The organism is Actinosynnema sp. NPDC053489 (assembly GCF_044544865.1).
Taxonomy (GTDB): Bacteria; Actinomycetota; Actinomycetes; order Mycobacteriales; family Pseudonocardiaceae; genus Actinosynnema.
On sequence record NZ_JBITXT010000023.1, the window covers coordinates 1 to 13,074 of the forward strand.

The 13,074-nt window shown below is 72.6% G+C and carries 11 protein-coding genes and 1 riboswitch; of the genes, 8 read left to right on the plus strand and 3 right to left on the minus strand.

What is annotated here, in order from left to right:
• Positions 1–198: 198 nt before the first annotated feature.
• Positions 199–1,461 carry an MFS transporter gene (locus ACIGNX_RS33320; RefSeq protein ID WP_396545291.1) on the minus strand — a complete coding sequence of 421 codons (1,263 nt, stop codon included), beginning with the start codon at positions 1,459–1,461 and terminating at the stop codon, positions 199–201.
• A 149-nt stretch (positions 1,462–1,610) separates the two neighbouring features.
• On the opposite strand from ACIGNX_RS33320, the gene ACIGNX_RS33325 reads away from it, so the two are divergent.
• On the plus strand, positions 1,611–1,964 hold the full coding sequence (locus ACIGNX_RS33325) for an SSI family serine proteinase inhibitor (RefSeq protein ID WP_396545294.1): 354 nt from the start codon (positions 1,611–1,613) through the stop codon (positions 1,962–1,964).
• Positions 1,965–2,443: 479 nt separating this feature from the next.
• On the plus strand, positions 2,444–2,929 hold the full coding sequence (locus ACIGNX_RS33330; RefSeq protein ID WP_396545296.1) for a glutathione peroxidase: 486 nt from the start codon (positions 2,444–2,446) through the stop codon (positions 2,927–2,929).
• A 45-nt stretch (positions 2,930–2,974) separates the two neighbouring features.
• On the opposite strand, the gene ACIGNX_RS33335 is transcribed toward ACIGNX_RS33330, so the two are convergent.
• Both ACIGNX_RS33335 and gcvH read right to left on the minus strand, forming a co-directional pair.
• On the minus strand, positions 2,975–4,339 hold the full coding sequence (locus ACIGNX_RS33335; RefSeq protein WP_396545297.1) for an L-serine ammonia-lyase: 1,365 nt from the start codon (positions 4,337–4,339) through the stop codon (positions 2,975–2,977).
• 4 nt (positions 4,340–4,343) lie between these two features.
• Positions 4,344–4,724, minus strand: coding sequence for a glycine cleavage system protein GcvH (gene gcvH, locus ACIGNX_RS33340; RefSeq protein ID WP_396545298.1), 381 nt, complete (start codon positions 4,722–4,724; stop codon positions 4,344–4,346).
• A gap of 124 nt (positions 4,725–4,848) precedes the next feature.
• A riboswitch (glycine riboswitch) is annotated at positions 4,849–4,943 on the minus strand.
• A gap of 194 nt (positions 4,944–5,137) precedes the next feature.
• Here gcvH and ald point away from each other — a divergent pair.
• The 6 genes from ald (at position 5,138) to ACIGNX_RS33370 (ending at position 13,060) form a co-directional block, all read left to right on the plus strand.
• Positions 5,138–6,244, plus strand: coding sequence for an alanine dehydrogenase (gene ald / locus ACIGNX_RS33345; protein WP_396545299.1), 1,107 nt, complete (start codon positions 5,138–5,140; stop codon positions 6,242–6,244).
• A 340-nt stretch (positions 6,245–6,584) separates the two neighbouring features.
• Positions 6,585–6,767 (plus strand): hypothetical protein, encoded by a 183-nt coding sequence (locus ACIGNX_RS33350; protein WP_396545301.1) that lies wholly within the window; start codon positions 6,585–6,587, stop codon positions 6,765–6,767.
• Between the two features lie 5 nt (positions 6,768–6,772).
• Positions 6,773–7,147, plus strand: coding sequence for a hypothetical protein (locus ACIGNX_RS33355; RefSeq protein ID WP_396545303.1), 375 nt, complete (start codon positions 6,773–6,775; stop codon positions 7,145–7,147).
• A gap of 48 nt (positions 7,148–7,195) precedes the next feature.
• Positions 7,196–8,335, plus strand: coding sequence for an ABC transporter ATP-binding protein (locus ACIGNX_RS33360; protein ID WP_396545305.1), 1,140 nt, complete (start codon positions 7,196–7,198; stop codon positions 8,333–8,335).
• The gene (locus ACIGNX_RS33365) at positions 8,335–9,207 is read left to right on the plus strand and encodes a hypothetical protein (RefSeq protein WP_396545307.1); all 873 of its coding nucleotides are present in this window, start codon (positions 8,335–8,337) and stop codon (positions 9,205–9,207) included. Before ACIGNX_RS33360 ends, ACIGNX_RS33365 begins: the two co-directional genes overlap by 1 nt.
• A gap of 94 nt (positions 9,208–9,301) precedes the next feature.
• Complete coding sequence (locus ACIGNX_RS33370) at positions 9,302–13,060, plus strand: ABC transporter ATP-binding protein (RefSeq protein ID WP_396545309.1); 3,759 nt, start codon at positions 9,302–9,304, stop codon at positions 13,058–13,060.
• Positions 13,061–13,074: the final 14 nt, after the last annotated feature.

Sequence of the window (13,074 nt, forward strand, 5' to 3'; positions counted from 1 at the left end):
CCTCAGCGAACTCCCGACCGTCATCCGCATCGTCACCAGCCTCGAGCACTACCGCCTCGGCTGGTGACACTTCTGAATAACGCCCCTACGTTCAGAGCACCTGAGTTCAACACTCGGCATACCGGCTGGTCGGGCTGAGCGTTGAACTCGGGGGTCGCGAACGTAGGACTCTCGCGCTCTGAACGTAGGACTCTCGGGTTAGCGGTGGGTTGGTTCGCCCAGGGCGAGGACGGAGAAGGCGCTGATCAGGGCACCGGCGATCAGGTACAGGGAGATCGGCCACGAGTCGTGGGTCGGGGTCGTGCCCAGCAGCCAGGTGGCCACGACGGGCGACAGGCCGCCACCCAGCACGGCACCGAGCTGGTAGCTCAACGACACCCCGCTGTACCGCACCCGCGTCCCGAACAGCTCGGCGTAGTAAGCGGGCATCGGGCCGAACATCGCCGCCGCCCCGCCGAACGCCACCACCATCGCCAGCACCACCAACCCCGGCGACCGCGTCTCCAGCAGCCAGAAGAACGGGAACGCGAACGCGCCCAGGAACGCCGCGCCGCCGAGCATCACGGGCAACCGCCCCACCCGGTCCGACAGCCGCGCGAACACCAGGATCGCCACCGCCTGCGCCAGCGCCCCGACCAGCCCGGCGTTCAACAACGTCCCCCGCGCCACCCCGAGCTGCCGCGTCCCGTACGACACGGCGAACGTCGCCACCACGAAGATGAACATGTTGAACCCCAGGTTCACCCCCGCGCCGAGCAGCACCACCCGCCACGACCGCCGCAGCACGACCGCCACCGGCAGCCGCACGGCCCCCGCCGCCTCCCGCGCCTCGCGGAACACCGGGCTCTCCTCGACCGACAGCCGCACGTACAGCCCGACCGCCACGAGCACCAGGCTGAACAGGAACGGCAGCCGCCACCCCCAGCTCAGGAACGCCTCGCCGGACACCGCCGTCGACGCCGCCATCGCGCCGTTCGCCAGCAGCAGCCCCACCGGCGACCCGAGGAACGTCCAGCTGCCGTACCACCCGGTCCGCCCCGCGGGCGCGTGCTCGACCGCCATCAACGTCGCCCCGCCCTGCTCGCCGCCCAGGAAGAACCCCTGCACGACCCGCAGCACCACCAGCAGCACGGGCGCGGCCAGCCCGATTGAGGAGTACGTGGGCAGCAGCCCGATCGCCGCCGTGCACAGCCCGGTCGCCGCCAGCGTCAGCACGAGCATCGACCGCCGCCCGATCCGGTCGCCGAAGTGCCCGATCACCACCCCGCCCAGCGGCCGGGCCAGGAACCCCGCCCCGAACGTGGCGAACGCCAGCAGCGTCCCGACGCGCGGGTCGACGGACGGGAAGAACAGCTTGTCGAACACCAGCGCCGAAGCGGTGCCGTAGAGCAGGAAGTCGTACAACTCCACCGCGTTCCCCGCGGAACTGGCGAGAGCCACCCGGCGCACCTCGGAAGCCATCCACCCACCCTGGCCCGCAGCACCGCGCCACCGAGGTCGACAGTGAGCCACATCACAGGCCGGACGGCCGCGGGTACGGCGACCCGAACACCACACGATCCGGTGAGATGCCTGGAGTTGAGCGGTCCCCGGCCGTCAGTCTGGGCACCATGGCACCACTCCCCATGTTCGCGGCGATCGCCGGCCTGATCCCCGCCTTCGCCGCACCGGAGTCGAGCTTCGTGCTCGGCGTGCAGTACGGCGACACGGTCCAGCTGACCAACCTGACCTGCGAGCCCGTCGGCGGCCTGCACCCGAGGGCCGAGCAGGCGTGCCGCGCGCTGTCCGATGTGGACGGCAACATCGAGGGGCTGTCGACCGGAGAGGCGATGTGCACGCTCGAGTACGACCCGGTGCGCGTGCGGGCGTCGGGCACGTGGCGCGGCGAGACGCGGTCGTTCGAGGCGGAGTTCCCGAACCCGTGCGTGATGCGCGCCGAGACCGGCCCGGTGTTCGACCTCTGACGCGGCGCGTTCACCCGAGGAGGGGCCGCGACACCGCCGCCGAAGCCGTGGCCCCTCCAGGGGATCCTGCGGAGGTCCTCGGACCTCTTCGGCGACGGTAGGGAGCGCGCGAGCCGTTCGTCAACATCCTTCACATCCGTGAAAATCCGCTGCGACAACGTTCCGCGCCGACCGCCACCGGCCGCACACCTCGCCTGAGCCATCCGCGTGATCGGACCTCTCCGCACGACACGGAGCGTCCCGGGCACGCCGTTCCGCCCTCCGCGCGAACCGCTCGGGAGGACGTCCGGGTGATTTCGGGCTGCACCCGGTCGGCGTCCCGGTCACGTTCCCGTGGCCGCCGCCGGGCATGGCGCCGGTGGCGCGGCGCATCCCCCGGTTGCCCGCCCGGGTCGTCCGAACGGTCCCCGCGCGCCTGCTCGGGCCGTCGCGCGACGGCGGTGCCGCCATCGGGGTCGGCGGCACGTAGCCTCGCGGGCATGAGCATCCACGACATCCCGCTGCGCACGCTGTCCGGTGAGCCGTCGACCCTCGGCACGTTGGCCGGCAAGGCGTTGCTGGTGGTGAACGTCGCCTCGAAGTGCGGCCTGACCCCGCAGTACCAGGGCTTGGAGCGGCTCCAGGAGCGGTACGCGGGGCAGGGGTTCTCGGTGGTCGGGTTCCCGTGCAACCAGTTCGCCGGGCAGGAGCCGGGCACGGCGGAGGAGATCGCCACGTTCTGCTCCACCACGTACGGCGTGACGTTCCCGCTGTTCGAGAAGATCGAGGTGAACGGCCCGTCCCGGCACCCGCTGTACGAGGAGCTGACGTCGTTCGCGGACGCCGACGGCGCGGCGGGCGACGTGCAGTGGAACTTCGAGAAGTTCCTGGTCGCGCCGTCCGGGGAGGTCGTCGCCCGGTTCCGGCCGCGGACCGAGCCGGAGGACGAGGCGGTCGTGAAGGCGATCGAGTCCGTCCTGCCGTGACCGGTGGGTCCGGGAGGCGGCGCGGTGCCGCCTCCCGGAGCCCGGTCAGCACTCGATGACGTTCACGGCGAGGCCGCCGCGCGCGGTCTCCTTGTACTTGACCTTCATGTCCTTGCCCGTCTCGCGCATGGTCTTGATGACCTTGTCCAGCGACACGAAGTGGGAACCGTCGCCGCGCAACGCCATCCGCGCCGCCGTGATCGCCTTGATCGAGGCCAGCGCGTTGCGCTCGATGCACGGGATCTGCACCAGCCCGCCGATCGGGTCGCACGTCAGCCCCAGGTTGTGCTCCATGGCGATCTCGGCCGCGTTCTCCACCTGCTCCGGCGTGCCGCCGAGCACCTCGGCCAGCCCGCCCGCCGCCATGGAGCACGCCGAACCCACCTCGCCCTGGCACCCGACCTCGGCGCCGGAGATGGACGCGTTCTCCTTGAACAGCACGCCGATCGCGCCCGCCGTGAGCAGGAACCGGATCACGCCCTCGTCGGACGCCCCCGGCACGAACCGCGTGTAGTAGTGCAGCACCGCGGGCACGATGCCGGCCGCGCCGTTGGTCGGGGCGGTGACCACGCGGCCGCCCGCGGCGTTCTCCTCGTTCACCGCGAGCGCGAACAGGGTCACCCAGTCCATCACCCGCAACGGGTCCGTGGCGTAGTGCTCGGCGGTCATCCGGCGGCGCATCTCGGCCGCGCGGCGGCGCACCTTCAGGCCGCCGGGCAGCACGCCCGCCTCCGTGCAGCCGCGCTCGACGCACTGCTGCATCACGTCCCAGATGTGCAGCAGCCCCGACCGCACCGCCGCCTCGTCGCGCCACGACAGCTCGTTGGCCAGCATGACCTCGCTGATCGACAGCCCGGTCTCCCGGCACCGCGCCAGCAGCTCGTCGCCGGTGCGGAACGGGTGCGCGATCGGCGTCTCGTCGGGCTTGATCCGGTCCGCGCCGGTAGCCGTCTCGTCCACCACGAACCCGCCGCCGACCGAGTAGTACACCGCCGAGTCGACCACCTTCTCACCCGAGTGGGCGGTGAAGCTCATACCGTTGGGGTGCAACGGCAACGACTTGCGCCGGTGCATCACCAGGTCGGCGTCCTCGCTGAACGCGATGTCCCGCGCACCCGCCAGCAGCAGCCGCCCGGTGGCGCGGATCTCCGCCAGCCGCCGCTCGGCCTCCACCGGGTCGACCTCCTCGGGCCGGTGCCCCTCCAGCCCCAGCAGGACCGCCTTGGGGCTGCCGTGCCCGTGGCCGGTCGCGCCGAGCGACCCGAACAGCTCCACGTGCACCCGGTCGACGGAGGCCAGCGAGGGCCGCAGCCGCTCCGCGAACATCATCGCCGCGCGCATCGGGCCGACCGTGTGCGAGCTCGACGGCCCGATGCCCACGGAGAACAGGTCGAACACGCTGATCGCCATGACGTCAGTCCCCGGTCAGTTCCGCGTACTTCGCCGCGGTCAGCAGCCCGGTCGCGTCGGTCACGGCCACCTTGAACAGCCAACCGCCGCCGTACGGGTCGTTGTTGACCAACGACGGGTCGGCGACGGCCGCCGCGTTGACCTCCACGACCTCGCCGCTCACGGGCGCGTACAGGTCGCTGACCGACTTGGTCGACTCCAGCTCGCCGCACACCTCGCCGGACCGCACCACGGCCCCGACCTCGGGCAGCTCCACGAAGACGATGTCGCCCAACGACTCGGCCGCGTACGACGTGATGCCGACCGCCACCGGGTCCTGGGTACCCGGTGCCCAGTCCACCCACTCGTGCTCGGGCGTGTACAGCAGGTTCTCCGGAAATGTCACGACAGCGCTCCCTGACGGCTAGGTCCTCCAGCCCCACTCTGTCCTGGGAACCTGAGAGCTTCGCCGCGCCGGAGCGACGGCTTGCACCGTGGGTGCGCGCCGGGGGCGCGCTTTCCAGAGTCGCCTCACCCGAGCGGTTCTCGCTGCCTGAGAGTGTGCGGGGTACTTGCTCCTTCGGCGCCCCGGCCTGCTCACCGAGGTCTCTCCCGCGCGGGTTCCGGCGCTCACGACGCGCCGCGGCCGATGTTCAGTTGGTCGGCCCGAACGCTAGGTGGGCCGCCGGCGGGTGTCAACGCGCCCGAAGGCTTGTCCGGCCGGCACAACCGCGCCCGGCCGCGTTGGTGCCCCCGGCACGATGACACCGAAATCGCGTTACCGGACCTTTGGTGTAACAACGGCCGAAGGAGCCCACCGTGCGGATCGCAGTCCCCCGCGAGATCAAGAACCACGAGTACCGCGTCGCGCTGACCCCGGCGGGCGCCCACGAGCTGACCCAGCGCGGTCACGACGTGGTGGTCGAGTCCGGAGCGGGCCTGGGTTCGGCCATCACCGACGAGGAGTACCTGGCCGCCGGGGCGAAGGTCGTCGCCAAGGCCGAGGACGTGTGGGCCGAGGGCGACCTGGTGCTCAAGGTCAAGGAGCCGATCGCGGAGGAGTACCCGCGGCTGCGCAAGGGCCAGGTCCTGTTCACCTACCTGCACCTGGCCGCCGACCGGCCGCTGACGCAGGCGCTGCTGGACTCGGGCACCACCGCCATCGCCTACGAGACCGTGCAGACGGCGAACGGCGCGCTGCCGCTGCTGGCCCCGATGTCGGAGGTGGCGGGCAGGCTCGCGCCGCAGGTGGGCGCGTTCGCGCTGATGAAGCCGTCCGGCGGGCGCGGCGTGCTGCCCGGCGGCGTGCCCGGCGTGCACCCGGCCCGGGTGGTCGTCATCGGCGGCGGCGTGGCGGGCCTGAACGCGGCGGCGATCGCCGTCGGCATGGGCGCGGACGTGCAGATCCTGGACACCAACGTCGACCGGCTGCGCCACATCGACGCCCTCTACCAGGGCCGCCTGCGCACCGTGACGTCCAACCGCTACTCGGTCGAGCAGGCCGTCCGCGAGGCCGACCTGGTGATCGGCGCGGTGCTGGTGCCGGGCGCGAAGGCGCCGAAGCTGGTGAGCAACGAGCTGGTGGCCGACATGAAGCCCGGCTCGGTGCTGGTGGACATCGCGATCGACCAGGGCGGCTGCTTCGCCGACTCCCGGCCGACCACGCACGCCGACCCGACCTACCAGGTGCACGACTCGGTCTTCTACTGCGTGGCGAACATGCCCGGGGCCGTGCCGCGCACCTCGACCTACGCGCTGACCAACGTGACGCTGCCCTACGCCGTCGCGCTGGCCGACCACGGCTGGGAGGCCGCGCTGCGGGCGGACGCGTCGCTGGCGCTGGGCCTGAACGCCCACCAGGGCCTGCTGACGAACCTGCCGGTCGCGCAGGCGCACGGCATGGAGCACACGCCGCTGGAGGGCTGAGGGGCGAAGACGCGACGAGGGCCGCTCACGTGCTGTGAGCGGCCCTCGTGGCGTGAAAGACGGCCCGCTCAACCAGCCTGGGGGTCACTGGGAGCGGGCCGCGTGACCAATCCTAGCCGGGAACCGGGGTCCGTGCCCAGCGACCCCACCGAACCGGCCCACGGTTCGGCCCGCGGTGGCGACGCGGTGTGCCCGACCTCAGGCGAACGAGTGAATTCGGGTCATAACAGGTAAGTCACGACGCCCCCGTGACCGATGCACAGGGCAGGAACCCGCGGCTACGCAGCGGGGTCGTCCGCTCGCGTGGCGTCGTGCCGCGCCACCACCGATCGGAGCGCCGATGGCCGAAGCCGAGGGTTGGGTCGCCTGCCACGACCCGTTCGGGCGGGACCGGTCGATGACCGTGCTCGTCGAGGACGACCGGGTCCTGCTGGTCGCGCCGCCGGGCGAGTCCGCTGTGATGTCCGTCACGCAGACCCGGCGGCTGCACCGGTTGCTCGACCGAGTCTCCGACGGGATGTGAAGCGCGTGGACGAGTCCCTGCGGGCCGCCGTCCTGCGCCGGCTGGCGCTGCTGGACGAGGCGGTGCACACCGGCGAGGCGAGCGCCCTGGTGCCGCTCGCGCGCTCGGAGATCCACCGCCTGGCCGACGGTTGGCGGCTGCTGCTGACCGTGCACCAACCCGACCCGGACGGCCGCTGCGGCGCGTGCCCCGGCGTCCTGCGGCACAAGAAGTGGCCGTGCCAGGTGTGGACGATGGCGCACCAGCACCTCATCGGCGACGGCCTGCCGCACCGCGAGCGCCGCCGCCCCCTGCGGACGCTGCGCCACCCGAGGGACGTGGAGACGACGACCGAGATACCGAGGGTCGCGTCGAAACCGCGGCACGCCCTCCCCGAGTGACCCCGCTAGGGCAGGATGACGCCCGGTAGGAGTACTCGGGAGGGACGCGTGCACGACGGCACAGGCCGCATCGTGGTGCAGAACCTGACCAAGCAGTTCGGTCCGGTCGCAGCGGTGCAGAATCTCAGCTTCACGGTGGAACCCGGTTCGGTGACCGGCTTCCTCGGTCCCAACGGGGCGGGCAAGACGACGACGCTGCGCATGCTGCTCGGGCTGGTGACACCCACGGCGGGCACCGGGCTGATCAACGGCAGGCCGTTCGACCAGCTCGGCAACCCGGCCCGGGTCGTCGGCGCGGTGCTGGAGGCGCAGGGCTTCCACCCCAAGCGCAGCGCACGCAACCACCTGCGGGTCTACGCCGCCGCGATCGGCGTGCCGGACTCGCGGGCCGACCAGGTGCTCCAGCTCGTCGGCCTCGGCGCGGCGGGCGACCGCAAGGCGGGCGGCTACTCCCTGGGCATGAAGCAGCGGCTGGCGCTGGCCACGGCGCTGCTGGGCGACCCGCAGATCCTGGTGCTCGACGAGCCGGCCAACGGCCTGGACCCGGAGGGCATCGCCTGGCTGCGGACGTTCCTGCAGTCCTTCGCGCGCAGCGGCCGGACCGTGCTGATCTCCAGCCACCTGCTGGCCGAGGTCGAGCAGACCGTCGACCAGGTGATCATCATCAGCCGCGGCCAGACCATGTACAACGGGCCGCTGGACCACCTGCGCGACCAGCAGCAGGGCCGCGTGCTGGTGCAGCCGTCGGACACCGGCGCGCTGGTCGCGGCGCTGCACGCCGACGGCATCACCGCGATCGAGCAGCTGCCGGACGGCCGCCTCGCGGTCACCGGCGTGCCGGCCAGGCAGGTCGCCGACACCGCGTTGAAGGCGGGCGTGTCGGTCTACGGCATCCAGGAGGAGAAGGCCGACCTGGAGCGGCTGTTCTTCCAGCTCACCAGCGGCCAGTACGCGGCACCGGGCCAGTACGCCCAGCCGCCCGGCTACCAGCAGCCCTACCAGCAGCCCTACCAGCAGCAGCCGCCACCGGGCTACCAGCAGCAGCCGCCGCCCGGCTACCAGCACTACCAGCAACCCCCGCAGGGCTACCAACCGCCACCGCAGGGTTACCCGGGAGTCCCGCAGCCGCCGCAGGACAACCCGTACGGTCCGCACCACGGTCAGGGCGGCCTCGGGGGCGGTGCGTGATGGGCAACCTGATCAAGGCGGAGTTCCGCAAGACGACCACCACGGGCCTGTGGTGGGGCCTGCTGATCCCGACCGCGCTCCTGGCGTTCGGCTGGGCGCTGGGCACCGGCGCGATCTTCAAGAGCGTGTCGGACTTCATGGGCAGCGCCGAGGCCGAGGACCTGGCCGCGATGCTCAACGTCGACCCGTCGCAGTGGCAGATGTCGGTGTTCGGGATCGCGCGCAGCATCAACGTGGCCACGATCTTCCCGATGATCTTCGGCGGCCTGGCGATCGCGAACGAGATCAACCGCAAGACGATCACCACCACGTTCCTGACCGCGCCGAACCGGGTCTCCGCGCTGGCCGCGAAGATGGTCGTCTACATCGCCTGGGGCGCGATCTTCGGCGTCGTGATCGTGGCCTCGGTGAGCATCGGCATCGCGCTGACCTCGAACTCCGGCATGCTGCCGGACGCCTCGGGGTGGCTCGCGCTGGCCGGCGTCGGCGTCCTCTCCTCGATCCTGATGACGATGTTCGGCGTCGGGGTCGGCGCGCTGATGACCAGCGTCGTGGGCACCACCGTCGTGCTGCTGCTCTACATGCTCCTGGTCGAGAACGGCATCCAGCTCGTGCTGGCCTCGCAGGGCCTGCCGGAGATCATCGGCTTCCTGCCCAACGGCGCGGTGAACGGGCTGACCGGCTCGGTGGCGTCGTCGCTGTTCCTGGCGAACGCGGGCGTCGTGCCGGACGAGATGGTGGACGCCCTGCGGGCCATCGCGGGCGCGCTGGGGGCGTTCGACTGGTGGCTGAGCGGGTTGATCTTCCTGGTGTGGACGGCGCTGTTCTTCCTCGGCGGCTGGGCCGCTACGCAGCGCAAGGACATCACCTGATCCGGTGATCTCGATCCGTCGACGTGGGCCGCCCCGAAGCTTCGGTGCGGCCCACGTCACGTCCGGGCGGCCGAAACCGTCGGTCACCCGACCTATGTTGGATCGCGTGACTACTTCCGACGGCTGGATCCGCAGGCTCGCCAGGGCGTGCTGGGAGCACCGCGCGCTGGTGGTGCTGTCCGTGCTCGCCGCCGTCGTGGGCGTGGGCCTGCAGGCCGTCGGACCGCTGCTGATCAAGGTCGCGGTGGACGACGCCGTGGCCGGCCGCACGGACCGCCTGGCCGTGCTGGCGGTCGTGCTCGTCGGGTTGGAGCTGCTCACCTTCGGCTCCGCGTTCCTGCGGCGCTACCTGGGCGGTCGGCTCGCCGTCGACGTGCAGCACGACCTGCGCCAGGCCGTGTTCGGCGCGGTGCAGCGGCTGGACGGGCCGAAGCAGGACGCGCTGCGCACCGGCCAGGTGGTGTCCCGCTCGATCACCGACCTGCAACTGGTCAACAGCCTGCTGTCGATGACGCCGCTGGCGCTGGGCACGGTCGTGTTCGCCGTGGCCGCGATCGTGGCGATGCTCTGGCTGTCGCCGCTGCTGACCGTGATCGCGCTGGTGATCGTGCCCGCCGTCGGCCTGGTCGCCGCGCGCAGCAGGCTGACGCTCTTCCCCGCCACCTGGTCGGCCCAGCAACGCGCCGCGGACGTGGCGCAGCACGTCGAGGAGACCGTCACCGGCGTGCGCGTGGTCAAGGGCTTCGGCCAGGAGGCGCGCGAGATCGCCCGGCTGGAGTCGCGGGCCCGGCTGCTGTTCGCCGAGCGGATGCGCGCGGCCCGGCTGACCGCGCGGCCGTCGGCGACGTTGAACTCGCTGCCCTACCTCGGGCAGGTGGCCGTGCTGGCGCTGGGCGGCTGGCTCGCCCTGCACGGCGACGTCACGCTGGGCACGTTCCTGGCGTTCGCGACCTACGTGGCCAACCTCGTCGGGCCGAGCCGGCTGCTGGCGAGCCTGATGGTGACCGCCCAGCTGGCCCGCGCGGGCGTGGAGCGGGTGTACGAGCTGGTGGACTCGCAGCCGTCGGTGGTGGACGGCGACCGCGACGTGCCGCCCGGCCCGGTGGCGGTCGAGCTGCGCGGCGTCACGTTCGGGTACACGCGCAGCGAGCCGGTGCTGTCCGGCGTGTCGCTGCGCGTGGAGCCGGGCGAGACGCTGGCGGTCGTCGGCACCGCGGGCTCGGGCAAGTCGACGGTCTCGCTGCTGCTGCCGCGGTTCTACGACGTGCACGAGGGCGCGGTGTCCGTGGGCGGCGTGGACGTGCGCGACCTGCGCCTGTCCTCGCTGCGCCGCACCGTGGGCACGGTGTTCGAGGAGGCGTTCCTGTTCTCCGACACCGTGCGCGCGAACATCGCCTACGGCCTGCCGGACGCCTCCGACGAGCAGGTGGAGGCGGCGGCGCGGGCGGCCGAGGCGCACGACTTCATCAGCGCCCTGCCCGACGGCTACGCCACGGTCGTCGGCGAGCGCGGCCTGACGCTGTCGGGCGGTCAGCGGCAGCGCGTGGCCCTGGCCCGCGCCCTGCTCTCCGACCCGCGCGTGCTGGTGCTGGACGACGCGACCTCCGCCGTGGACAACGCGACCGAGGCGGCGATCCACCGCACGCTGGCCGCCGTGACCGCCGAGCGGACCACGATCCTGATCGCGCACCGGCGGTCCTCGCTGGCCCTCGCCGACCGCATCGCCGTGCTCGACGCGGGCCGCGTGGTCGACCTGGGCACGGACGCCGAGCTGCGCGGGCGCTGCCGCCTCTACCGCGACCTGCTGGCGGGCCCCGGTGAGGCGATCGAGCAGGTCGACCCGCGTGCCGACGCGCGGCTGGAGCCGGGCCCGGACGGCACCACCCCCGAGCTGTGGCCGGAGGCCGAGGACGACGGGTTGGCCGTGCGCGCGGCCAACCGGTCGGTCGGCGAGGCCAAGGTGACGCGGGGCGGCGGCGGCACGTCGGCGCTGCTGGGGGGCACCCCGCCGACCCCGGAGCTGATGGCCCGCGTCCACGCCCTGCCACCGGCGCGGGACGTGCCGGAGCTGGGCGGCGAGGACCCGCGCGCCCCCGACCCGGGCTTCCGCCTGCGCACGCTGCTGCGCCCGGTGCGCTGGGCGATGCTCGGCGTGGCCGGCCTGCTGCTGGTGGACACGGCGCTCACCGTCGCCACCCCGAACCTGGTGCGCCTGGGCGTCGACCGGGGCGTCGGCGGCGGTCAACCGGGCTGGCTGTGGGTGGCGGTGGCGATCAGCCTCGCCCTGGTCGTGCTGGGCTGGCTGTCGTCGGCCGCGGGCACCGTGGTCACCTCGCGCGTCGGCGAGCGGCTGCTGTACCTGCTGCGCGTGCGCAGCTACGCCCACCTGCAACGGCTGGGGCTGGACTACTACGAGCGCGAGATGGCCGGCCGGATCATGACCCGGATGACCACCGACGTGGACGCGCTGTCCAGCTTCCTGCAGACGGGGCTGACGACGTTCGCGATCAGCGTGCTCACCGTGTTCGGCATCGCGGTGGCCTTGGTGGCCACCGATCCCGGCCTGGCCCTGGTGGCGCTCAGCGCGCTGCCGGTGCTGCTGGTCGCGACGGTGATCTTCCAGCGCCTCTCGTCGGCGGCGTACGCGGAGGCGCGGGAACGCGTCAGCGCCGTGAACGCCGACCTCCAGGAGAACGTGTCGGGGCTGCGCGTGTCCCAGGCGTACACGCGGGAGGCGCGGTCGGCCGAGGCGTTCGCCGAGCGCAGCGACGCCTACCGCCGTTCCCGCATCCGGGCGCAGCGCTACATCGCCACCTACTTCCCGTTCCTGTCGCTGCTGTCGGGGGTGGCGCAGGCGGCCGTCCTCGTGGTCGGCGCGTACCGGGTGGCGGACGGCACCCTGTCCCCCGGCGTCCTGCTGGCGTTCGTGCTGTACCTGGGGCTGTTCTTCTCGCCGCTGTACCAGCTGTCCGGGGTGTTCGACGGCTACCAGCAGGCCAGGGTGGGCCTGAGCCGGATCGGCGACCTGCTGCGCACGCCGACCACCGTCCCGCCCGCCGCCGACCCCGTGCCGGTGTCGGAGCTGCGGGGCGAGGTGGAGCTGCGCGACGTGACCTTCGCCTACCGGGGCACCACGCGCCCGGCGGTGGAGGGCATCTCGCTGCGCGTCGCACCCGGCGAGACGGTGGCCCTGGTGGGCGAGACGGGCGCGGGCAAGTCGACGCTGGTCAAGCTGGTGGCGAGGTTCTACGACGCCACCGCCGGCGCGGTCCTGGTCGACGGCGTGGACATCCGCGACTACGACCTGTCGGCCCTGCGGCAGCGCCTGGGCGTCGTGCCGCAGGAGGCGCACCTGTTCGGCGGCGACATCGCCGAGAACGTCGCCTACGGCAACCCGGACGCCTCACGTGCCGAGGTCGAGGCCGCCGTGCGCGCGGTGGGCGCCCTGCCGACCGTGGCGTCCCTGCCCAACGCGTTCCACCAGCAGGTGGGCGAACGGGGCCAGGGCCTCTCCGCCGGCCAGCGCCAACTGGTCGCCCTGGCGAGGGCGGAACTGGTCCAACCGACGATCCTCCTGCTGGACGAGGCCACCGCCGCCCTGGACCCGGCGACGGAGGCCACCGTCCTGGCGGCGAGCGACCACCTCGCGGGCTCCCGCACGACCTTCGTGGTCGCCCACCGCCTCGCCACCGCCGCCCGCGCCGACCGGATCGTCGTCCTGGCGGAGGGCCGGATCGCCGAACAGGGCACCCACGCGGAGCTGCTCCGGGCCAACGGCCACTACGCCCGCCTCTGGTCCTCCGGCCAAGCCACCCCCGAAGAACCGGACCGGGCCGCCCTGCAACTCCGCTGACCAACCCGCCCGCA